A 22863-nucleotide genomic window follows, 5' to 3' on the forward strand; every position below is an offset into this window, starting at 1 on the left:
GTGGGGAACGACCTTTTGATTCTTGATTTTTTGTTTTCATAAGTTCACTTCCTTTCAAAATCGGGTAAAAAAATAGACACCTCATTTTTTGAAGTGTCTACCTATTAAATATTCAAATTTTATTGGAAGTATCTTTATATCTTCACTTTTCAAGGATAAATCGTCGTATCAAAGCTCATTCATAAGTAGTAAATTAGTAGTAAATTGAGTGGTTTTGACCTTGATAAAGTGTGATAAGTCCAGTTTTTATGCGGATAACTAGATTTTTATGCTATTTTTAGTAAAAAAATATTTACAAAGTTTGTAATTTTTGCTATACTATCACAAGCAAAGGTTTTTAATGTCATCCCGTGAGGTGACGAAGACACAGAAATATTTGAAACTCTTTAAAGTCTAGATTTTAAAGAAGTCTTACTCTGAGGGCCTATTGCTGTAAAATAATGGGCTCTTTTTTGATGCCCAAAAGTGAGGTTTATATGAAACAAGAATCAACTGTTGATTTGTTACTAGACGTTGACCAACGTCCTTCGGCTGGAAAAGGAATTCTCCTTAGCTTCCAACACGTTTTCGCTATGTTTGGTGCGACCATCTTGGTACCATTGATTTTGGGAATGCCTGTATCTGTTGCCCTTTTTGCTTCAGGTGTTGGGACACTCATCTACATGATTTCAACTGGTTTTAAAGTTCCAGTTTATCTAGGTTCTTCATTTGCCTTTATCACAGCTATGTCACTTGCTATGAAAGAAATGGGTGGCGATGTATCTGCTGCCCAAACAGGGGTTATCTTGACTGGTTTGGTATATGTCCTTGTTGCTACCAGCATCCGATTTGTAGGAACAAAATGGATTGATAAACTCTTGCCACCAATCATTATCGGTCCTATGATCATCGTTATCGGTCTTGGACTTGCAGGTTCAGCTGTTACCAATGCAGGTCTTGTAGCAGACGGAAATTGGAAAAATGCTCTTGTAGCCGTTGTTACGTTCTTGATTGCTGCCTTTATCAATACAAAAGGAAAAGGCTTCCTACGAATCATTCCATTCCTCTTTGCCATTATCGGTGGTTACCTCTTCGCACTAACCCTTGGCTTGGTTGACTTTACACCAGTTCTTAAAGCTAACTGGTTTGAAATTCCTGGTTTCTACTTGCCATTTAGCACAGGTGGTGCCTTTAAAGAATACAATCTTTACTTTGGCCCAGAAACCATCGCTATCTTGCCAATCGCTATCGTAACAATTTCTGAACATATCGGAGACCATACTGTTTTGGGTCAAATCTGTGGCCGTCAATTCTTGAAAGAACCAGGTCTTCACCGTACTCTTCTTGGTGACGGTATCGCAACTTCAGTTTCTGCCTTCCTTGGTGGACCAGCCAATACAACTTATGGAGAAAATACAGGGGTTATCGGTATGACTCGTATCGCTTCTGTCTCAGTTATCCGTAACGCTGCCTTCATCGCGATTGCCCTTAGCTTCCTTGGTAAATTCACTGCCTTGATTTCAACCATTCCAAATGCTGTACTTGGTGGTATGTCAATCCTTCTCTACGGAGTTATCGCAAGTAATGGTTTGAAAGTCTTGATCAAAGAACGTGTGGATTTCAGTCAAATGCGTAACCTCATCATCGCAAGTGCTATGTTGGTCCTTGGACTTGGGGGAGCTATCCTTAAACTCGGTCCAGTTACCCTTTCAGGAACTGCCCTATCAGCTATGACAGGAATCATCTTGAACTTGATCTTACCATACGAAAATAAAGATTAAGAGTCTAAATACATCAAAAAACGAGCATTTCCAACTACTGAAGTGCTCATTTTTCTTCTTTCTAAAAAAGGAAAGCCCTGCGGCCTTCCCTTATCTTACTTGCGTTTCTTCTTTGCTTTCTTCATTTTATTCGCCATGCGTTTCATGGACTGTTTCATAGCAAATTCACCGATTTTACCTTTGAGTCCGCCACCAAACATTTGGCTCATATCTGGCATTCCTGCTCCTCCGAGAGCTGACAGGTCAGGCATACCGCCTTGTCCCATCATTCCTTCAAGGGCAGACATATCCATTCCTCCCATATTTGGCATATTTTTAGGAAGGTTGTTTGGATTGATTCCCATTTGCTTCATCATTTTGTTCATATCTGCAGACATGACACCTTGCATGAGCTGTTTAGCCTGGTTAAAGTCCTTGATAAATTTATTGACTTCGACAAAGGTATTTCCAGAACCAGCTGCGATACGACGGCGACGGCTTGGATTTAACAAATCTGGGTTTTCACGTTCTTCAGGTGTCATGGAGGACACAATGGCACGTTTTCGCGCAATCTGACGCTCATCCACCTTCATGTTTTGAAGGGCTGGATTGTTAGCCATACCTGGAATCATCTTGAGCAAGTCTTCCATTGGTCCCATGTTTTGCACCTGATCCAACTGATCAATGAAATCATTGAAATCAAAGGTGTTTTCACGCATCTTCTCAGCCATTTCAAGGGCTTTTTGCTCATCGTATTCCTGAGAAGCTTTCTCAATCAGAGTGAGCATATCCCCCATGCCAAGGATACGGCTAGACATGCGGTCTGGGTGGAAGGTCTCAATGTCCGTAATCTTTTCACCTGTACCAGTGAACTTGATTGGTTTTCCGGTAATGTGACGAACAGATAGAGCCGCACCACCACGAGTATCTCCATCAATCTTGGTAAGGATAACCCCAGTCACTTCCAACTGAGCATTAAACTCACGCGCAACATTGGCCGCTTCTTGACCAATCATGGCATCAACGACGAGCAGAATTTCATTTGGTTGAGCTAGTGCTTTCACGTCACGAAGTTCATTCATCAAAAGCTCATCAATCTGCAAACGACCTGCCGTATCAATCAAGACATAGTCATTATGATTGGCTTGGGCTTGTTCCAAACCTTGACGAACAATCTCCACAGCTGGAACCTCTGTCCCAAGAGCGAAGACAGGCACATCAATCTGTTGTCCCAAGGTCTTAAGCTGATCAATGGCTGCTGGACGATAGATATCCGCCGCAATCATCAAAGGACGAGCATTTTCTTCCTTCTTGAGTTTGTTGGCAAGTTTACCTGCAAAAGTTGTTTTACCAGCCCCCTGCAAACCGACCATCATGATGATGGTTGGAATCTTAGGTGACTTGATAATCTCCGCTGTATCAGAACCTAAAACAGCTGTCAGTTCCTCATCAACGATTTTAATAATTTGTTGCGCAGGATTAAGGGTATCAATGACCTCATGCCCGACTGCACGCTCACGAACTTTCTTGATAAAGTCCTTTACAACAGGCAAGGCAACGTCGGCCTCAAGCAAGGCCAAGCGAATTTCTTTGGTTGCCTCTTGGACATCAGATTCAGAGATTTTTCCTTTTTTACGTAGATTTTTAAAGACGTTCTGTAAACGTTCTGTTAAACTTTCAAATGCCATGTTTCTTCCTCTTATTCTCTATTATCAATGCTTGTTAAAATTTCTATCTGCTCCTGCAGAAAGTCATCCTTGGGATAGCGCTCCAAAATCTGGTCAAAAATTTGACTACGGACAATGTAGTCCGAATACATGTGCAATTTCATCTCATAATCTTCCAGAATCTTTTCTGTTCGCTTGATATTGTCATAGACAGCCTGACGACTGACACCAAACTCCTCGGCAATCTCAGCAAGGCTGTAATCATCAGCGTAGTATAGCTCGATATAATTCATTTGCTTATCTGTCAAAAGCGCCGCATAAAATTCAAAGAGCGCATTCATACGATTGGTTTTTTCAATTTCCATAACTTTTATTATACCAAAAATTAGCCTAATCTACCACACTAGGAAGCCAATCCAAGAAGATAGCTAGCTAAATTTGAAAAAGACATGAGACTAGCCCCAAGTAATTTCCAATTGATAGCTGGCAAAGGGATGGCCCTCTTGATTTTGTAGTTGATAGGCTAGCTCAATCTTTTGTCCATCCACTTGATAACGATTCGTTTGGATAATAAACTCCTGCATGCCCATAGGTGTGGGGATATAGGCCAAACTATCACTATCCTTTAGAAAACGCATAATTGTTTTCGGATTGGAAAAACGGGTCATCACCAGTTCTTGACCATGAAATTTAATGACTACTTTTTCCTTTTCCTCATTGTAGAAAAGCAAATAGCGATAATCTCCCTTCTCATGCACTTCAACATCATAGAGTTGGTCAATCACTTCCAACTGCTCATCAAACTGAATCGTATTTCTCATCCGAATCTTCACATCAGGTCCTCTTTCTTGTCTCTTGTCCTACTATTTTACCAAAAAGAGCAGGATTTTGCTATAATGGTCATATGAACGAAAAAGTATTCCGTGACCCAGTTCACAACTACATCCATGTCAATAATCATATCATCTATGACTTGATTAATACAAAAGAATTTCAACGCTTGCGCCGCATTAAGCAACTGGGAACTTCCAGTTATACCTTCCATGGTGGAGAGCATAGTCGCTTCTCTCACTGTCTAGGAGTCTATGAGATTGCACGACGTATCACAGAGATTTTTGAAGAAAAATATCCTGAGGAATGGAATCCTGCCGAGTCTCTCTTAACCATGACTGCGGCTCTTTTACACGATTTAGGACACGGTGCCTACTCCCATACTTTTGAACATCTCTTTGATACAGACCATGAGGCGATTACTCAGGAGATTATTCAAAGTCCTGAGACAGAGATTCACCAAGTCCTACTACAAGTGGCGCCAGATTTTCCAGAAAAGGTAGCCAGTGTTATTGATCATACCTATCCTAACAAGCAGGTTGTGCAGCTCATTTCCAGCCAGATTGATGCAGACCGTATGGACTATCTCTTACGCGACTCTTATTTTACAGGAGCTTCCTATGGAGAATTTGACCTGACTCGAATCCTCCGAGTCATTCGTCCTGTCGAAAATGGTATCGCCTTTCAGCGCAATGGCATGCATGCCATCGAAGACTATGTCCTCAGTCGTTACCAAATGTATATGCAGGTTTATTTCCATCCAGCAACACGCGCCATGGAAGTTCTCCTACAGAATCTCCTCAAGCGCGCCAAGGAACTCTATCCTGCAGACAAGGACTTCTTTGCACGCACATCTCCACACCTCCTGCCTTTCTTTGAAAAAAATGTAACCTTGACTGACTATCTGGCTCTAGATGATGGTGTCATGAATACCTACTTCCAGCTCTGGATGACCAGTCCTGACAAGATACTTGCAGATCTGTCGCAACGCTTTGTCAATCGCAAGGTCTTTAAATCCATTACCTTTTCACAAGAAGACCAAGACCAACTCACTAGCATGAGAAAATTAGTTGAGGACATCGGCTTTGATCCCGACTACTATACTGCCATTCATAAGAACTTCGACCTCCCTTATGATATCTATCGTCCCGAATCTGAAAATCCACGGACCCAGATTGAGATTCTACAAAAAAATGGAGAACTGGCCGAACTCTCTAGCCTATCTCCTATCGTCCAATCCCTTGCTGGCAGTCGCCACGGAGATAATCGTTTCTATTTTCCAAAAGAAATGTTGGATCAAAACAGCATCTTCGCAAGCATCACCCAGCAATTTTTACACTTGATTGAGAACGATCATTTTACCCCAAATAAAAACTAGAAGAGGAAATTTATGAGTATTAAACTAATTGCCGTTGATATCGACGGAACCCTAGTCAATAGCCAAAAGGAAATCACTCCTAAAGTCTTTTCTGCCATCCAAGATGCCAAAGAAGCTGGTGTCAAAGTCGTGATTGCAACTGGCCGCCCTATCGCAGGTGTTGCCAAACTTCTGGACGACTTGCAGTTGAGAGACGAGGGTGACTATGTCGTGACCTTCAATGGTGCCCTTGTCCAAGAAACTGCTACAGGTCATGAGATTATCAGTGAATCCTTGACTTATGAGGATTATCTGGATATGGAATTCCTCAGCCGCAAGCTCGGTGTCCACATGCATGCCATTACCAAGGACGGTATCTACACTGCCAATCGCAATATCGGAAAATACACAGTGCACGAATCAACCCTCGTCAGCATGCCTATCTTTTACCGCACACCTGAAGAAATGGCTGGCAAGGAAATCGTCAAGTGTATGTTTATCGATGAACCAGAAATTCTCGATGCTGCAATTGAAAAGATACCAGCGGAATTTTACGAACGCTACTCCATCAACAAGTCTGCTCCTTTCTACCTCGAACTCCTTAAAAAGAATGTGGACAAGGGTTCAGCCATTACTCACTTAGCTGAAAAACTCGGATTGACCAAAGATCAAACCATGGCTATCGGTGACGAAGAAAACGACCGTGCCATGCTGGAAGTCGTTGGCAATCCAGTTGTCATGGAAAATGGAAATCCAGAAATCAAAAAAATCGCCAAATACATAACTAAATCTAACGATGAATCCGGCGTTGCCCATGCCATCCGTACATGGGTACTGTAAAAGGGTATGAATAGACGAAAACCGCTCAGCTGAGCGGTTTTCGTATACACTTTACCCTAAAAATAACTGATAGCTTTTTCTGTCTGCTCAATTTTACAAATTGAGTTGGTTTTAAACTAAACCATCTAATAATTTATCACTTAAATTAACTAAATAATTTTTTCACTACTGAATGAGCTAGTTTAAAAAGTAAATAAAGGGTAACTAATGTATAAAAGAAATAGTCTCTAAAAATAAATATCCCTACAATAATTAGTAAAAATAGAAAAAGAAGAGTTCCTACTATTAAAATTACGTATTTTAAATATTTGATGACTTTACTCCACATATTAGGGTGTTCTTTATTTACCGTGAATTTATAAAGCATTTTTTCGACAGATGTGAATTTATTATATTCAATTTCAGAGCCTAAAAATAGTATTTCAAATATTTTTTTTAACTTTTCTAGTTCCACTGTTGTTACACTAGTACCATTTTGAAATCTAACATCATCTAAACGTGGAATAGAATTTTCTGACTCTCTCTTAAAAATAAATGTATACTTCTGATTATTTAAAAGTACATTAGGAATATCAAGTCTACCTCTTACATTTTCTATATTCCATTCATGCTTGCTTCTTTTTTCTATAAGTTTCTTAGGGAAATTGATTATGTACATGTTTTCAATCTTTATGATTCTAATATATAATAAAGAAATATACTCATCTGTGAATACAAAATCGTTCGAGTTAAAATTTTCTTTATTTTCGTGATTTTTATAGTAAGCTATCACATCTTCTATTATATGTTTTCCTTGCTTATTTAAACTATGTTTTCTAATAAAAGAGGTATTATCAAGTAATAAAACAGCGAATATAAATAAAAAGAAAATAAGGATTGCTAAACATACTAATAATATATTTCGAATTTCTGGATTAGCTAAAATGGAAGATAGGTTATTAATTTTGAAAATACCTATACTTTCGAAATTAATATAAGTGCTAATACTATTAAAATTAGTAATTAGAGTATTTAATTCTTTACCTCCAAAGAAAGCTATTACTAGAGCTAAAGATTTTTTTATATAAGATGATTTTTTAATTTCAGTTTTAATATATGATTCTAATGTTTCAGGATATATTCCTTCATTGTTAAACTCAAACAACAAATTTCTATAAATAAACTTTAAATCCGGATAGTATTGCAAGTCATAAAACTTAAAAAAATAACCTGAATAATACTTGCTTAAAATTCTATCAATACTTCTGAAATAAGGATTTCTCAATTTATTTCTATTTATATTTTTAAAATAGAAATAAAAAACAGTAAGTATTAATGTAAACTTTATCAAAAATATAAATAAATCTGAAACACTTCCATTTAAATTCATAATTAAAACCCCTCCACCTCAAATTTAGGTAAGCTATTAATTAAGTCAACCGTTTGTACAGATACATTGATAATTCTCAATAGTAAATTGAAGATATATTTCTCATCCTCACTATAGTCATTTGGATCATCGTAATTCCTGATTTTTTATCAGTTTTAACTTGATACTGACCGATAATACATTCAATAGCTGATCGTCCATTCACAACATACTCATATGCCTTTACATGCCCCCTGCAGGAATCGAACCTGCAACTACTCCTTAGGAGGGAGTTGTTATATCCATTGAACTAAGGGAGCTAGATAAAAACTCTGCTGAAAAAGCAGAGTTTTTTAGTCGAATTAACGACGGATTTCTTTGATACGAGCTGCTTTACCTTGAAGAGCACGCAAGTAGTACAATTTCGCACGACGTACTTTACCGTAACGAACAACTTCGATTTTTTCAACACGTGGAGTGTGGATTGGGAAGATACGCTCAACACCTACACCGTTAGAGATTTTACGAACTGTGTAGTTTTCTGAGATGCCAGCACCTTTACGTGCAATAACAACACCTTCAAAAATCTGGATACGTTCACGGTTACCTTCGACAACTTTCGCGTGTACACGAACAGTGTCACCAGGACGGAATGATGGGATATCTGTACGAAGTTGACCTTCAGTCAAGCTTTGGATTAATGGATTCATTTTATTCTCCTATCTTTGTCAATCTTGAGGAATCTTCCTCAGCGGATAAACTGTATTTTTGTGCGTCCATTACACACAAGATACAGTCTACCAAATTTCCACAAAAAAGTAAAGAAATTTATAGCAGAATTCCTAAAAAAATCGCAACCAAACCACCTATATAAGTCAAAGTCAGGTAAGAATAAAATATCTTCTTGTCAGTGATCAGTCTTTGTAGTTCGTCATTCAAGGTAGAGAAGGTTGTTAACCCTCCACAAAAACCCGTCGCTAAAATAGCATAGACTTCCTTGGATTCTACATGATTGTAGAATAATCCAATCAAAAAGCAACCTAAAAGATTAGCTATGAGCGTTCCGAGTGGTAATTTAGAAGCTTGATTATAGCGGGAAAAGAAATAGCGCACTAAAGCTCCGAAACCACAAGCAATTGCAAGATAGACGATTACCATTTCTTCCTCCCTAGAAAATAAGCCCAGAGTAGACCTCCACCAATACTCAAAAGCAAATACATAACTAAACTAAGATAACGCCCTGTATCCAGCAGTTTCACAGCATCAAGCATGAGACTAGAAAAGGTTGTTAAACCTCCGCAAAAACCTGTACCCAGTGCTAAAACTAATCCCTTACTAGTCCCTTTATAGACCAAATAACCCTTAACAAGATAAACCAAGCAGAAAATGCCTAGATAGTTGACAAGAAGGGTTCCCCAAGGAAAATCTGGACTGGCTGGTAACCAAGTGGAAAGCAGGTAACGAACCAGTCCACCCAACATGGAAGCTAGAAAAATCCCTAGCGGATAAAATTGTTCTTTTTTCATTTGATGTTTTGATCCTGATAATCACGCGAACGTTTGAGTATGTCCGAAAACGTTGCAACAATAGTCTCCTGATAGCGCTTTTCTTCTACACGACTCCTAACCTTTTCAAAAATAACCGCTTCTCTCTTGGTATCTAAAATCGGTTTACCCGATGCCTTCTTATAAGCGACAACGCCCTCAACCAAATGCATTCGTTCTTCTAATAGTTTGACAATTTGATCGTCGATTTGATCAATTTCTTGGCGAATAATATCTAAATCCATAGTGTCTCCTCCTTTATTTGAATTATTGTATCAAAAAGCCATCAAATAGGCTAGTAAAATCCCAAGTCACGATAAGAAAAATGCACTGATTGATTGCATCAGCGCACGTTTATTCTTATCCTACTTTTGCAGCCAATTCTTCTGCAAATTGTTCCAAGCGTTCAATATCTTCTTCCTCAGCAGAGAGATCAACTTTGACACACTCTGAACCTTTTTCTGCTCCTGTCGCTACAAAAACGCGGTCAAAGTCATCGACAGCCTTACAGAATTCATCGTAGAAGGTATCTCCTGAGCCGACCACTCCGTAAATTTTGCCATTCAAGTTGAGATCTGCTAGGTCTTCGTAGAAGTCCATCATCTCATCTGGCAATTCACCATCACCATAAGTATAGGTCGCAACGATAGCGATGTCTGCTTCCAAGAAGTCTGAAGCGTCAACAGTTGTACATTCATCAACATCGACATCCAAGCCCAAGTCACGTAATTTGTCTGCTACAATATCTGCAATTTCTTCGGTATTACCGGTCATACTGGCAAATACAATTTTTGCTAATGCCATATCGTCCTCCTCAATTTATCTTTCTCCATTATATCACATCTTTTTCATTTTAAAAATAAAAATTCTTGTGCTACAATGAAATGAGAAAGAATTGAGGTTATTTATGGACATTTGCCATCAAATTTTAGAAAAAATTAAAGAATACGACACGATTATCATTCACCGTCATATGAAACCAGACCCTGATGCCTTGGGAAGTCAGGTGGGATTGAAAGCTCTTCTCAAACATCATTTCCCAGAAAAAACTATCAAAGCCGTTGGTTTTGATGAACCAACTCTCACTTGGATGGCTGAAATGGATCTTGTTGAAGATAGTGCCTACCAAGGCGCCCTTGTCATCGTCTGTGATACGGCCAACACTGCTCGCATCGATGATAAGCGCTATAGTCAAGGTGATTTTCTCATTAAGATTGACCACCATCCAAATGATGATGTATATGGTGATCTATCTTGGGTAGACACTAATTCTAGCAGTGCTAGTGAGATGATTACCCTATTTGCTGAAACAACCCATCTGGCCTTGTCAGATCTAGCTGCTGAGCTACTTTTTGCAGGAATTGTTGGTGATACAGGTCGATTCCTCTACCCTTCTACCACTGCACGGACTCTCCGCCTGGCTGCATCTCTGAGAGAACAGAACTTTGACTTTGCGGCTCTCACTCGCAAAATGGACACTATGAGCTACAAAATTGCTAAACTTCAAGGCTATATCTACGACCATCTGGAAGTGGATGAAAATGGTGCAGCTCGCGTTATCCTGAGTCAAGAAGTCTTGAAACAATTCAATGTGACCGATGCTGAAACTGCAGCCATTGTGGGGGCTCCTGGACGCATTGACAGTGTTAGTCTCTGGGGAATTTTTGTGGAGCAGGCTGATGGCCACTACCGTGTTCGCTTACGCAGTAAAATTCATCCTATCAATGAAATTGCCAAAGAACATGATGGTGGAGGCCACCCTCTAGCAAGTGGTGCTAATTCCTATAGCCTAGAAGAAAACGAAATCATCTACCAAAAGTTAAAAAACTTGCTTAAAAACTGATAAAATACTTGCCAAACTTTTCAGAATCTGATAGACTAGTATGGTAACAATCTATGGCTCGCAAAGAGACCATGGCAGAAAGGAAATATTGCAAAATGAAAAAAGATATCCATCCAGAATATCGCCCAGTTGTCTTCATGGACACAACTACTGGTTACCAATTCCTTAGCGGTTCAACAAAACGCTCTAACGAAACAGTTGAGTTCGAAGGCGAAACTTACCCATTGATCCGTGTGGAAATTTCATCAGACTCACACCCATTCTACACTGGACGTCAAAAGTTCACTCAAGCAGATGGACGCGTGGATCGTTTCAACAAAAAATACGGTCTCAAATAATCATAAAAAAGAACAGTTTTGGCTGTTCTTTTTTGTTTCTTCAAATCAACTGCTGTTTTCATGTTCCAAACTCGTACTCTTCGAAAATCTCTTCGGTAATTTAATGTTAGGGGATTTATACTAACAATAGACTTTTAACCCCAAAATTGATAAAATAGGAAAGAAAATAAGATAAAAGGAAACTGTAAATCACCATGATGAACATGCAAAACATGATGCGTCAAGCACAAAAACTTCAAAAACAAATGGAACAAAGCCAAGCTGAACTTGCTGCTATGCAATTTGTTGGCAAATCTGCTCAAGACCTTGTTCAAGCGACCTTGACTGGAGATAAGAAAGTTGTCAGCATTGACTTCAATCCAGCAGTTGTTGACCCAGAAGACCTTGAAACTCTTTCAGATATGACAGTTCAAGCCATCAACTCTGCTCTTGAACAAATCGATGAAACGACTAAGAAAAAACTAGGTGCTTTCGCTGGAAAATTGCCATTCTAAGCATAAGAAAAACAAGCATTCAAGAGAATACTTGCCTATCATGGGAGGAACAACTGTTCCTCTTTTTGATTACTAAAAATTAAAGAATTCCATGGCCTGTTTGAAAAGCAATTCCGTATACTCTGGGTCTTCTTGGGCAATGGTAACCTGCTCTTGAATCATTTCCAAATCATCCGTTATCATGCCGTCTGCACCCAAATGAACAGATTTATCAAAGGACTCTGAACTATTAATTGTCCAAACATACAATTTCTGATCGGTATTCCAAAGCTTGTTGACAAAATTTTCATCCAAGGTTGAATACTCCATAGTATAACCTGTGGCCTTGGTTCTTGGAAAAATACTATTGTAAGGTAGGATGAAATAGACTGGAATTTGTGAATCGTAGGCTAGCACCTGATCAATCACATGGTAGTCTAAAGATTGCATTTGGTGACCATTCTGCTTAAGAACTGTTCCATATTTTTCCATAAATCGTTTCATCATATCTGGGCTATCTTTTCGACTAGTTTTAATTTCAATAAGGAGTTTTTGATGTAATTCATTGGCTTTATTGAGATAGTCATCAAAACTAGACACCTTGCTATGATAACCATTTTCTGAAATATCGAGTTTGGTCAATTCCTCCAAGGTTAAATCCTGAGGTTTGGCATTAACTCCTGTCAAATTCTTGATATTGGCATCATGCATCATGACAAACTGGCCATCTTTTGTTTCCTGAACATCCGTCTCAACGAAGTCTGGAGATAACTGAGCGGTTTTTTCTAGTGATTGGACGGTATTTTGCACACCATTCTTATTAGAAACTCCCCTGTGAGAGATAATCAAAGGTTTATTGGCAACTGGAGCTTCTAAATAAACATAACCCTCAAGAGCGAAAAAGATACCAGCACATCCCATCACTCCCCATCTCATCCAGTGGTCTTTCTTTCTCCTTGGTGTGATTTCTAATTCTTCTCCTGTTAAGAAGGAAACAAACTTAATGAGAAAGTAAGTCAAGGCCATATAGTGGAAATTCTTAATCAAGACAAAGTTGATAATTCCCAGCACAAGAGATTCCTTATGGGTCAAACCATCCATCAGTGCCTGACTTGTCAAGATTGGGATCAATAAAAGAATGAAAAATAGGTAGGTTTTGACGACAATCCAAAGCAAGTTCCAAATATAAAACCAAGAGTGCTTTCTTGTCTTCTCTAGACTGTATCTGACTGCTTCTTTGACTGTTTTCTTCTCAAATAAAAGCTGAGGTAGGGCAAACATCAAGCGCACTGAAATGTAAAATAGCAGTAAAGCCAGAATAGTAACCACTATACCTACTAGCCAATACTTGTCTTCCACATAATCAACGATAAAGTCTGGAATGACAATTTTATTGAGGTAGTAAATCTTTAAAATCTTTCGAATCAATGGAAAGAGCATCATGACATAAAAGAAGATAAAGGCTATCTTGGAAAGTGTCACTTGCTTCATAAACAAGAAACTTTGGCGAAAGACCTTACGACTGTACTCCAGCAAAGTTCTCTTTTCATGATAGAGGAGGTGCCGGGCTCCGATAAAGAGAAGTCCTATCTGGTAATAGGCGACCAGTAAATTAACAATTACCAGAGTAAATAAAGCAAGACTAACAAAGGGAGAACCCTTTATAATGGCAAAAATATTGTTGTAGGATAGAAAGAGATAGCCTGTCTGACGGAGTAAAAGTCCAGCAATCCAAGAATTTGACGGTAACCAGACAAACTCAATCATCATGAAAGTCAAGAAAAAGAGAAAGAGTATTTTATCTAGATTAAAGTATATCTGCTTAAAACCTAGATTTTTAGGTTTTTCAGGTTTCATAGGCACTCCTAATCAAATAATTGAGACAAGTCTAAGCCTCCAAAAGGATTGTTCGATAGGCCACTTTCTGCCCCTAACAATTCTCTAGCTTTATCCGACTCTAGAAAGTACTCGTAAACACGCGCCGTCATTCGAGCATCCTCTAAGCTATTATGAGACTGACCTTGAAATCCAAGAAACGAGGCAACGGTTTGCAACTTGAGATTGGCAATACCATGTAAATCCGAACTCCGACGTTCAAAAGCTTCATCATACAAATCCACCTTATACTGCTGGCTGTAGTCTAAACCATGCTCTGCTAGAATAGGCAAATCACTTTTAGCAGCATTGTAGCCTACCATGGGTAAAGAACCCACAAACTCTTGGAAATCTTTTATAACTTTCTCCACTGGAGGAGCATCTTTTAAGATCTCAGCTGTAATCCCAGTCAAACCATTGATAAAACTCTTTAGAGGCACACTGGTATGGACATAGGAATCATAGGCATCGATTTCCTGACCATCTCTAAAACGCACTGCCGATACTTGAATCAAGTGTGTTTGCCCTTCATGCTGATTAAATTCTAAATCGAAAGCAATGTAATCTTCTAATCGTTCCATTCTATACCTCTCCTATACTGTTATTTTATACTCTTCGAAAATCAAATTCAAACCACGTCAACATCGCCTTGCCGTAGATATATGTAACTGACTTCGTCAGTCTTATCTACAACCTCAAAGCAGTGCTTTGAGCAGCCTGCGGCTAGTTTCCTAGTTTGCTCTTTGATTTTCATTGAATATTACTTGAGCAACTATACTATTTAGAAATAAAAGAAGCCATCAGGTTAGCATTTAACCTAAACAGCTCCTTGATTATCCTCCAAATAAACGAGCAAAAAAACCTTTCTTAGTTGATTGGACTTCTTCTTTTGCTTGGTCAAGCTCTAGCTTAAGATTTTCTTGATCCTTCATGGCTTGAAGGGTCAATTGTTGCTGCTGATCAAGTTGTTTGTCTTTCTCAGCAATCTGACGGTCTTTGATGCGCATCTGCTCGTCTTTTTCTGATAACTGACGATCCTTGGCTTTTAATTGTTCATAGAGACGAAGAATTTCTGCATTCTTCTCATCAACCAGAATCTCCATCAGTTCACGTTGCTTGACATCTTCACTGACAGGCTCATCTTCAAAAATCGTTTTTTTATAGATTTCTTCTAGCTTAATCAAGCCACTTCTGGTAACGACTGTTACCCCTTTGTCATTTTTATCTGTGTCTTCTTCTGGTAATTCTTTGACACGGTTATTGATTGCTTGGCGAGATAATCCTAAGACCTCTGCAATCTCACTGACGGTCATTTCAATACTCATAATATCCTCTGAAACGTTTTCTAGCTTTTCTTTACTTAAATCTTATCATAAGCTAGAAAAACTGTCAAATTTTCGCTTAATCTAAGGCCTTCAAAAAGGCTAGTAAGACTTGGGCAGAGCGACGTCCAGCTTCGATAATAAACTCATCAAAAGAGATGTTTGCTTCATGATTGGCATTGTCACTCATAGCTCGGATAACTAAGACTGGAAGATTAAGAGCATGCGCTGCCTGGGCAATAGCAGCCCCCTCCATCTCAACGGCTAAAACCTCTGGGAAATGAGACTTAATCACTTCTATCTTATCATTTCCTGCAACAAAACTATCTCCTGTAGCAATTAAACCAAGGTGCCATTTTTGGTTCAATTGAGATAAACTCTCTTGGATTTTGGCTACAAAGGTTTTGTCTGATTCGAAATAAAGTGGTTGTTGCGCCATTTGTCCGTAAGCATAACCAAAAGCTGTGACATCCACATCATGATGGGCTAATTTGTCAGCAATCACAACATCCCCAACAGCGATGCCTTCTGCTACTGCCCCAGCTGATCCCGTATTGATAAGAGCATCCACTTGGAAATGATCAGCCAAAATCGCCACACTCATAGCAGACATGACCTTCCCTATTCCACTTTCTACAAGAACGACTTCATGAGAGGCAATGCTTCCTGTGTGATAGGTATTCCCCAAAACAACTTGCTCCTGGGCATTTTCTAAATGCTGGACCAGATACGCCAGTTCTTCTGGCATAGCCGCAATAATTCCTATTTTCATTTCAATTCCTTTTCTATTACAAAAGTTTCATTGCTAAGACAAGCAAAATTAAGAGAAAGATGACTGCAAATAAGATTTTATTTAACTTAGAATTGAAGACATTTCTCTTAGTATTTTCAATGCGACGGCTTTTATGAATAGACGGTTCGACCTGAATCTTCAAGGTTTCCTGGCTAAAACCATGTTCCTTAGGATTGGCATAACCAAAACGAGAAGATGAGGTTGGTAAAATCTTTGTCTCCTCATCATCTAGCAAAGGGGGACCTGAAATTTTTTCGCCTCTATTAGCTCTTTCAATCATTTCATCCGTTAATAAAGGTTTACCCATACTGACCTCCTCTATTTTTTGTGCAATTCCCAATACTGTACAGCCATAATTGTCTTGGCATCACAAATATGACCTGATTGGATCAATTCCTTAGCTTCTTCTAAGCTCACTTCAAGAACTTCCAAGGTTTCGTCTTCATCCTGGGGACGCGGATTTTTTACCTTTGTCAAATCGCTTGCTAGATATAGTTTTAACTTTTCATTACAAAAGCCAATGGCTGAATAAAAATCATACAAGAGTTCTAACTTCCCTGTATAAGCCGTTTCTTCCTCTAATTCACGAAGGGCTGCTGCGACAGGGTCTGTATTTTCTCCTACTTCCAGTTTTCCAGCTGGAATTTCGTAAGAGATAGCCTCAATAGCTTTGCGATACTGCTTGACCAAGATGAGTTTTTGCTCATCTGTTACAGCCAAAACACAAACAGCTCCATTGTGGAAAATCAAATCACGTTGGGCAGTTCCTTTGCCTTCTGGTAATTCAACCTGATCTTGGACCAGTTTAAATATTGGTCCTTGATAGATTTCTTTTCGACTAAGCGTTTTTTCTTCAAATTCCATGACAGACTCCTACTGATTATTAGGATGGTGAGGAAGGCGTATTGCATATTCGTCTTTATTGACCTGACGACCGCGACCAATAGCAATCGCATCCGCCGGCACGTCTTTAGTAATAGTTGAACCAGCACCAACGAGGGAATTGTCACCAAGTTCTACTGGAGCAATAATGGTTGAATTTGAACCAACAAAGACATTGTTGCCGATGACTGTCTTGTATTTGTTTTTGCCGTCATAGTTAACTGTAATGGTTCCTGCACCAAAATTAACCTTGCTACCCACTTCACAGTTTCCGATATAAGTCAAATGTCCAGCCTTGGTATTCTCACCGATTGAAGAGCCTTTAACTTCAACAAAGTTACCAATATGGACTTGGGCAGCTAGACTTGAACCTGGACGAATGTGGGCATAAGGTCCGACAGTTACGCCGTCTGCAACACTGCTTTCCTCAATCATAGAGTTGGTAATGACAGCTCCTGCTCCGATAGTGCTATCCACTACATAAGTACCGTTTGTCAAAACAGTCTCAGCACCAATTTTCGTTTGACCTTTCAAGGTAACATTGGCTTCGATTTGAACTTCAGGAGCAATCTCAACATCAATATCGATATAAGTTGCTTCTGGATTAACAAAGCTAACACCATTGACCATGTGCTTATGATTGATGCGACGACGCATAACCGACTCAGCAGTCGCAAGAGCCACACGGTCATTTACCCCAAGACTTTCATCAAAATCTTTCAAAGTATAAGCGCCAACTTTTTCACCAGCTTCACGGAAAATGCCAATGACATCTGTAATATAGTATTCTCCTTGAGCGTTATTGGTATTGATATTTTTCAAAGCCTCAAATAAACGCTCGTTATCAAAAACGTAAGTTCCAGTGTTGATTTCCTTGATTTGTTTTTCAAAATCTGTAGCATCCTTCTGCTCAACAATGCGAAGAACTTCAGCATTGTCATTACGTACAATTCGTCCATAGCCAAAAGGATTGTCCGTTTCAGCAGTCAAGATAGTGGCCACATTTTTATGATTGATGTGGAAATCAATCAAGTTTTTCAAGCTTTCACCAGTGATTAAAGGAGTATCTCCTGCAATAACCAAGGTGTGACCTGACAAACCTTCTAGGATAGGCTCTGTCATCATAACTGCATGGCCAGTCCCTAACTGTTCAGATTGAGTCACAAATTCTGTCTGTCCAGCCAAGACCTGCTCAACCAATTCCGCCTTGTGTCCTACAACTGTTACTGTCTTTTCAGGTTGGATAGCTCCCACACTACGGAAAACATGTTCCAACATAGAAATACCCGCAACCTTGTGCAACACTTTTGGCAAATCAGATTTCATGCGAGTCCCTTTACCCGCTGCTAAAATAATGGCATAATTTGACATAATCTTCTCTTTTCTCTAGAAATTCCCTTTTATTATACCATATTTCAAATCATTCCGCGCCCTTGAATGAAAAAATGCTCCAAAGTCCTTTCCTTAACCCATTTTTTGAGTATTTTTTTTGATTTTTTTTCATTTTTAAGGTAAAATTATGAGATATGAGAAAGAAAATTAATCCGCTTATTTTATTTGGTTTTTTTGGGATTATGATTTTCATTTTAATCCTGAATCGCCCTCGTTTTGAGGACCATCCTGTAAAAACAAAGTCAAATATCGCGCAAGTAGAGACACAGGCGCTACACAATATAGATAAACCGGTAATTGATGTTTCTGGTTGGCAACGTCCTGAGGAAATTAATTACGATACTCTCTCCCAAAACATTTCTGGAGCTATTGTTCGCGTCCATAGTGGTGCTCAAACGTCCAAAGAGAACGATGCTTCCTATGTTAATGGTGTTGACAAGGCCTTTAAAACCCATATCACTGAGTTTCAAAAACGAAATGTCCCAGTTGGTGTCTATGCCTATGTAGCTGGAAAAAATGTCCAGGAAATGGAAAAGGCCGCTGAAGTTTTTTATAACGCTTCATCACCATACAGCCCTAGCTACTATTGGCTAGACGTGGAAGAAAAAACCATGTCTAATATGAACGAGGGTGTTGAAGCCTTTCGAGCAAAGCTAGAATCACTGGGTGCTAAAAACATCGGAATCTACGTTGGAGTCTACTTCATGGAAGAACACAGTATTGATACAGACAAGTTTACGTCTGTTTGGATTCCTTCCTATGGTTCTGACTCAGGATTTTACGAAGCAACTCCAAAAACTGATTTAGATTACGACATCCACCAGTACACTTCTAAAGGAAAAATTGCTGGTTTTGACCACGATTTGGATATCAACGTCATCTCTTCCTTAAAAAACAAAGAAGAAACCTTTAGAAAACTCTTTTTAAAACCTTAAAAGCATTTGTTTATCATTTGCTTTTTCTTTTTGTGTTTGATTGTGATACAATATAGTAAGGATTTTTGAAATAGAAATAGTTGGAGGAAAAATATGCTCTCATGGTTTGCACGCCTTATTAAAGGCATTGTGATTGCTCTTGGATTTATCTTACCGGGAATTTCCGGAGGGGTTCTAGCAGCAATCTTAGGAATTTATGAACGGATGATTGGCTTTCTGGCCCATCCCTTTAAAGACTTTAAAGAAAATGTTTTGTACTTTATTCCAGTTGCCATCGGTATGCTTCTGGGAATCGGCTTATTTTCTTACCCGATTGAATACCTGCTTGAAAATTATCAGGTCTTTGTCTTATGGAGCTTCGCAGGTGCCATCATTGGCACGGTTCCTAGCCTCCTAAAAGAATCAACTCGAGAATCTGACAGAGACAAGATTGATTTAGCTTGGTTCTGGACAACCTTTATCATTTCTGGACTAGGACTCTATGCCTTAAATTTTGTTGTTGGAACCTTAAGTGCCAGCTTTCTTAATTTCGTCCTATCTGGTGCACTGCTGGCTCTTGGCGTATTAGTTCCTGGCCTTAGTCCATCAAATCTCCTTTTGATTTTGGGCCTCTATGCTCCTATGCTAACAGGTTTTAAAACCTTTGACCTCTTGGGCACCTTCTTCCCGATTGGAATCGGAGCAGGTGCAACTCTTATCATTTTTTCAAAATTGATGGATTATGCCTTAAACAACTACCACTCACGCGTCTATCATTTCATCATCGGTATCGTCCTATCAAGTACTCTTTTGATCTTGATTCCAAATGCAGGGAACGCTGAAAGCATCCAATATACCGGTATTTCACTTGTTGGTTATGTCATCATTGCCTTCTTCTTTGCCTTGGGAATCTGGCTTGGTATTTGGATGAGCCAATTGGAGGATAAGTATAAATAATGGCAAAAAAAGTTAAAGTCAAAAAAACATTAGTAGAACAAATCCTGTCCAAAGCAGGTATCCCACATCAAGGGATTCAAATCAATGCTCTGGAAGGAGAACTTCCGCAAGGTTATGAACGAGATCAGATTTTCAAAACCTTGGCTCTTTTGGGAGACAAGACAGGACCGATTATCGGAATTGTCCCTATCACCCAACATTTGTCTGAAAAGAAACTAGCCAAAATTTCTGGCAATAAAAAAGTGAGCATGATTCCACAAAAAGACTTGGAAAAAACAACAGGATACATTCACGGAGCCAATAATCCTGTTGGCATTCGTCAGAAACACAATTACCCCATTTTTATCGATAAGATCGCCCTAGACTTGGATCAAATGATTGTCTCTGCTGGGGAAGTCGGTCACAGCATTATCGTCGCACCACAAGACTTGGCTAGCTTTGTAAAGGCTGACTTTGCAGATATTTTGGAGGACAGCAAGTAATGAAACTCTACTTTGTCCGCCACGGTCGCACCGTCTGGAATCAGGAAGGACGCTTTCAAGGTGCTAGTGGCGATTCTCCCCTTCTTCCTGAATCCATTGACACTCTCAAAAAACTAGGCCAGTATCTCAAAAAGATTCCTTTTGATCAGATTTATTCAAGTGATTTACCTCGGGCAGTCAAATCTGCCGAAATTATCCAAAGTCAACTCCAGATGCCCTGTCCTTTAGAAAGTGTTCCTAATCTCCGTGAATGGCAGCTGGGGAAATTAGAAGGTTTAAAAATCGCAACTCTAGAAGCTATTTACCCGCAACAAATCAAAGCTTTCCGTACGAATCTTGCCAAGTTTGACACTCAAATGTTCGGAGCCGAATCCCTCTATAGCACAACCCAACGGACTATCCAATTTATCAAATCACTCAAAGATAGTCCGGCTGAGCATATTCTAATTGTCGGCCACGGCGCCAATCTTACTGCCAGTCTTCGTACTCTACTAGGCTATAAAGAACCTCTTCTTCGTAAAGATAGCGGTCTAGCAAATGCCAGCCTGACCATTCTTGAAACCCATGATTTTCAAACATTCACTCTTGATACGTGGAATGATACTTCTTATCAATAACAGAACTTGATTTTATCGTCAAGTTCTTTTTAGTTTTTAAAGATTATCCGTGAATTTCTTGGTTATTTATGATAAAATGGGAGTATCGCAAAAAATGACTCATCGTATTCAATTTTGAGTAAAACTAGGAGGATCCCATGTCTACAGAACATATGGAAGAACTAAATGACCAGCAGATCGTTCGCCGTGAAAAAATGGCTGCGCTCCGTGAACAAGGAATCGATCCCTTTGGAAAACGTTTTGAACGTACTGCTAACTCTCAAGAATTAAAAGATAAATATGCTGACCTCGATAAAGAACAATTACACGATAAAAACGAAACAGCTACTATCGCAGGACGCTTGGTAACTAAACGTGGTAAAGGTAAAGTTGGATTTGCCCACCTTCAAGACCGCGAAGGTCAAATCCAAATCTACGTACGTAAAGATGCTGTCGGTGAAGAAAACTACGAAATCTTCAAAAAAGCAGACCTAGGTGATTTCCTTGGTGTCGAAGGTGAAGTGATGCGTACAGATATGGGAGAACTCTCTATCAAGGCAACTCACATTACACACTTGTCTAAGGCCCTTCGTCCACTTCCAGAGAAATTCCATGGTTTGACAGACGTTGAAACGATTTACCGTAAACGTTACCTTGACTTAATTTCTAACCGTGAAAGTTTTGAGCGTTTTGTCACTCGTTCAAAAATCATTTCTGAAATCCGTCGTTACCTTGACCAAAAAGGATTCCTTGAAGTGGAAACACCTGTTCTTCACAACGAAGCTGGTGGTGCTGCTGCTCGTCCATTTATCACTCACCACAATGCCCAAAACATTGATATGGTGCTTCGTATCGCAACTGAGCTTCACTTGAAACGTCTTATCGTTGGTGGTATGGAACGTGTCTATGAAATTGGCCGTATCTTCCGTAATGAAGGAATGGATGCTACACATAACCCTGAGTTCACTTCTATCGAAGTATACCAAGCTTATGCAGACTTCCAAGATATCATGGACTTGACTGAAGGCATTATCCAACACGCTGCTAAAGCTGTTAAAGGCGATGGTCCAGTTAACTACCAAGGAACTGAAATCAAAATCAACGAACCATTTAAACGTGTTCACATGGTTGATGCTATCAAAGAAATTACTGGTGTAGATTTCTGGCAAGATATGACTTTGGAAGAAGCTAAAGCTATCGCTGCTGAGAAGAAAGTTCCAGTTGAGAAACACTACACTGAAGTTGGTCACATTATCAATGCCTTCTTTGAAGAGTTTGTTGAAGAAACCTTGATCCAACCAACCTTTGTCTATGGACATCCAGTAGCTGTATCTCCACTCGCTAAGAAAAATCCTGAAGACGAACGCTTTACAGACCGTTTCGAGCTCTTCATCATGACTAAGGAGTACGGTAATGCCTTTACTGAGTTGAACGACCCAATCGATCAACTTAGCCGTTTTGAAGCCCAAGCTAAAGCTAAAGAACTTGGTGACGATGAAGCGACAGGTATCGACTATGACTACATTGAAGCTCTTGAATACGGTATGCCACCAACAGGTGGTTTGGGAATCGGTATCGACCGTCTCTGCATGCTCCTCACTGATACAACCACTATCCGTGATGTATTGCTCTTCCCAACAATGAAATAAACTCTTATCCTCTGGTACTTG

At 39.4% G+C, this 22863-nt stretch carries 27 protein-coding genes, 1 tRNA gene and 1 pseudogene; 11 read left to right on the forward strand and 18 right to left on the reverse strand.

Annotated elements, in window-relative coordinates; genetic code table 11:
* Positions 1-476 precede the first annotated feature (476 nt).
* Entirely contained in the window at positions 477-1760 is a 1284-nt protein-coding gene (locus JQ841_RS06250) for a uracil-xanthine permease family protein (protein ID WP_203180432.1), read from the forward strand.
* 95 nt (positions 1761-1855) lie between these two features.
* On the opposite strand, the gene ffh is transcribed toward JQ841_RS06250, so the two are convergent.
* From ffh to JQ841_RS06265, 3 genes are all read right to left on the reverse strand, one after another.
* The gene (gene ffh, locus JQ841_RS06255; RefSeq protein WP_203180433.1) at positions 1856-3427 is read right to left on the reverse strand and encodes a signal recognition particle protein; all 1572 of its coding nucleotides are present in this window, start codon (positions 3425-3427) and stop codon (positions 1856-1858) included.
* Positions 3428-3438: 11 nt separating this feature from the next.
* Complete coding sequence (locus tag JQ841_RS06260) at positions 3439-3771, reverse strand: putative DNA-binding protein (protein ID WP_000402066.1); 333 nt, start codon at positions 3769-3771, stop codon at positions 3439-3441.
* Between the two features lie 90 nt (positions 3772-3861).
* Positions 3862-4239 (reverse strand): YwiB family protein, encoded by a 378-nt coding sequence (locus JQ841_RS06265; RefSeq protein ID WP_203180434.1) that lies wholly within the window; start codon positions 4237-4239, stop codon positions 3862-3864.
* A 71-nt stretch (positions 4240-4310) separates the two neighbouring features.
* On the opposite strand from JQ841_RS06265, the gene JQ841_RS06270 reads away from it, so the two are divergent.
* Positions 4311-5615 carry an HD domain-containing protein gene (locus tag JQ841_RS06270; protein WP_203180435.1) on the forward strand — a complete coding sequence of 435 codons (1305 nt, stop codon included), beginning with the start codon at positions 4311-4313 and terminating at the stop codon, positions 5613-5615.
* Positions 5616-5627: 12 nt separating this feature from the next.
* A complete protein-coding gene (yidA, locus tag JQ841_RS06275) occupies positions 5628-6434 on the forward strand; it encodes a sugar-phosphatase (RefSeq protein ID WP_203180436.1) in 807 nt (268 codons plus the stop codon).
* A gap of 145 nt (positions 6435-6579) precedes the next feature.
* On the opposite strand, the gene JQ841_RS06280 is transcribed toward yidA, so the two are convergent.
* The 8 genes and pseudogenes from JQ841_RS06280 to JQ841_RS06315 all read right to left on the reverse strand — a co-directional run bounded on the left by JQ841_RS06280 (position 6580) and on the right by JQ841_RS06315 (position 10130).
* Entirely contained in the window at positions 6580-7803 is a 1224-nt protein-coding gene (locus JQ841_RS06280) for a hypothetical protein (protein WP_203180437.1), read from the reverse strand.
* 2 nt (positions 7804-7805) lie between these two features.
* Positions 7806-8026: pseudogene (locus JQ841_RS10335) on the reverse strand (type ISP restriction/modification enzyme); the annotation flags it as partial.
* A gap of 4 nt (positions 8027-8030) precedes the next feature.
* Positions 8031-8102, reverse strand: a tRNA-Arg gene (locus JQ841_RS06290).
* A gap of 42 nt (positions 8103-8144) precedes the next feature.
* Complete coding sequence (gene rplS, locus JQ841_RS06295) at positions 8145-8492, reverse strand: 50S ribosomal protein L19 (RefSeq protein ID WP_001068669.1); 348 nt, start codon at positions 8490-8492, stop codon at positions 8145-8147.
* A gap of 118 nt (positions 8493-8610) precedes the next feature.
* Positions 8611-8940 (reverse strand): fluoride efflux transporter CrcB, encoded by a 330-nt coding sequence (gene crcB / locus JQ841_RS06300; protein ID WP_203180438.1) that lies wholly within the window; start codon positions 8938-8940, stop codon positions 8611-8613.
* Positions 8934-9308, reverse strand: a complete 375-nt coding sequence (gene crcB / locus JQ841_RS06305) for a fluoride efflux transporter CrcB (RefSeq protein ID WP_203180439.1) — start codon at positions 9306-9308, stop codon at positions 8934-8936. Before crcB (JQ841_RS06305) ends, crcB (JQ841_RS06300) begins: the two co-directional genes overlap by 7 nt.
* Complete coding sequence (locus JQ841_RS06310; RefSeq protein WP_203180440.1) at positions 9305-9571, reverse strand: chorismate mutase; 267 nt, start codon at positions 9569-9571, stop codon at positions 9305-9307. Before JQ841_RS06310 ends, crcB (JQ841_RS06305) begins: the two co-directional genes overlap by 4 nt.
* Positions 9572-9686: 115 nt before the next feature.
* Positions 9687-10130, reverse strand: a complete 444-nt coding sequence (locus JQ841_RS06315; protein WP_001162125.1) for a flavodoxin — start codon at positions 10128-10130, stop codon at positions 9687-9689.
* Between the two features lie 103 nt (positions 10131-10233).
* Between JQ841_RS06315 and JQ841_RS06320 the strand changes: the two genes are divergently transcribed.
* The 3 genes from JQ841_RS06320 to JQ841_RS06330 all read left to right on the forward strand — a co-directional run bounded on the left by JQ841_RS06320 (position 10234) and on the right by JQ841_RS06330 (position 12001).
* On the forward strand, positions 10234-11169 hold the full coding sequence (locus JQ841_RS06320; protein WP_203180441.1) for a DHH family phosphoesterase: 936 nt from the start codon (positions 10234-10236) through the stop codon (positions 11167-11169).
* A gap of 95 nt (positions 11170-11264) precedes the next feature.
* Positions 11265-11507, forward strand: a complete 243-nt coding sequence (locus JQ841_RS06325; RefSeq protein ID WP_000710764.1) for a type B 50S ribosomal protein L31 — start codon at positions 11265-11267, stop codon at positions 11505-11507.
* 194 nt (positions 11508-11701) lie between these two features.
* Entirely contained in the window at positions 11702-12001 is a 300-nt protein-coding gene (locus JQ841_RS06330) for a YbaB/EbfC family nucleoid-associated protein (RefSeq protein WP_000981526.1), read from the forward strand.
* Between the two features lie 72 nt (positions 12002-12073).
* On the opposite strand, the gene JQ841_RS06335 is transcribed toward JQ841_RS06330, so the two are convergent.
* From JQ841_RS06335 to glmU, 7 genes are all read right to left on the reverse strand, one after another.
* Positions 12074-13837 (reverse strand): glycerophosphoryl diester phosphodiesterase membrane domain-containing protein, encoded by a 1764-nt coding sequence (locus JQ841_RS06335; protein ID WP_203180442.1) that lies wholly within the window; start codon positions 13835-13837, stop codon positions 12074-12076.
* Between the two features lie 8 nt (positions 13838-13845).
* Positions 13846-14436 carry a 3'-5' exonuclease gene (locus JQ841_RS06340; RefSeq protein ID WP_049547260.1) on the reverse strand — a complete coding sequence of 197 codons (591 nt, stop codon included), beginning with the start codon at positions 14434-14436 and terminating at the stop codon, positions 13846-13848.
* A 252-nt stretch (positions 14437-14688) separates the two neighbouring features.
* On the reverse strand, positions 14689-15180 hold the full coding sequence (gene rocS / locus JQ841_RS06345; RefSeq protein WP_000021242.1) for a chromosome segregation protein RocS: 492 nt from the start codon (positions 15178-15180) through the stop codon (positions 14689-14691).
* A 76-nt stretch (positions 15181-15256) separates the two neighbouring features.
* A complete protein-coding gene (locus JQ841_RS06350) occupies positions 15257-15949 on the reverse strand; it encodes a 5'-methylthioadenosine/adenosylhomocysteine nucleosidase (protein ID WP_203180443.1) in 693 nt (230 codons plus the stop codon).
* A gap of 16 nt (positions 15950-15965) precedes the next feature.
* A complete protein-coding gene (gene macP / locus JQ841_RS06355) occupies positions 15966-16277 on the reverse strand; it encodes a cell wall synthase accessory phosphoprotein MacP (RefSeq protein WP_000517862.1) in 312 nt (103 codons plus the stop codon).
* An 11-nt stretch (positions 16278-16288) separates the two neighbouring features.
* Positions 16289-16834, reverse strand: a complete 546-nt coding sequence (locus tag JQ841_RS06360; RefSeq protein ID WP_203180444.1) for an NUDIX hydrolase — start codon at positions 16832-16834, stop codon at positions 16289-16291.
* A 9-nt stretch (positions 16835-16843) separates the two neighbouring features.
* Positions 16844-18223, reverse strand: coding sequence for a bifunctional UDP-N-acetylglucosamine diphosphorylase/glucosamine-1-phosphate N-acetyltransferase GlmU (gene glmU, locus JQ841_RS06365; protein WP_203180445.1), 1380 nt, complete (start codon positions 18221-18223; stop codon positions 16844-16846).
* Positions 18224-18378: 155 nt separating this feature from the next.
* Here glmU and JQ841_RS06370 point away from each other — a divergent pair, with 155 nt between their 5' ends.
* From JQ841_RS06370 to lysS, 5 genes are all read left to right on the forward strand, one after another.
* Positions 18379-19179, forward strand: coding sequence for a glycoside hydrolase family 25 protein (locus JQ841_RS06370; protein WP_078238386.1), 801 nt, complete (start codon positions 18379-18381; stop codon positions 19177-19179).
* 93 nt (positions 19180-19272) lie between these two features.
* Positions 19273-20115 (forward strand): DUF368 domain-containing protein, encoded by an 843-nt coding sequence (locus JQ841_RS06375; protein WP_203180446.1) that lies wholly within the window; start codon positions 19273-19275, stop codon positions 20113-20115.
* Positions 20115-20597 carry an aminoacyl-tRNA deacylase gene (locus JQ841_RS06380; RefSeq protein WP_175879989.1) on the forward strand — a complete coding sequence of 161 codons (483 nt, stop codon included), beginning with the start codon at positions 20115-20117 and terminating at the stop codon, positions 20595-20597. Before JQ841_RS06375 ends, JQ841_RS06380 begins: the two co-directional genes overlap by 1 nt.
* Complete coding sequence (locus JQ841_RS06385; RefSeq protein ID WP_203180447.1) at positions 20597-21214, forward strand: histidine phosphatase family protein; 618 nt, start codon at positions 20597-20599, stop codon at positions 21212-21214. Before JQ841_RS06380 ends, JQ841_RS06385 begins: the two co-directional genes overlap by 1 nt.
* Before the next feature lie 137 nt (positions 21215-21351).
* Complete coding sequence (gene lysS / locus JQ841_RS06390; RefSeq protein WP_049547267.1) at positions 21352-22842, forward strand: lysine--tRNA ligase; 1491 nt, start codon at positions 21352-21354, stop codon at positions 22840-22842.
* Positions 22843-22863: the final 21 nt, after the last annotated feature.

This window comes from Streptococcus mitis (assembly GCF_905187535.1).
Lineage (GTDB): Bacteria > Bacillota > Bacilli > Lactobacillales > Streptococcaceae > Streptococcus > Streptococcus mitis_BS.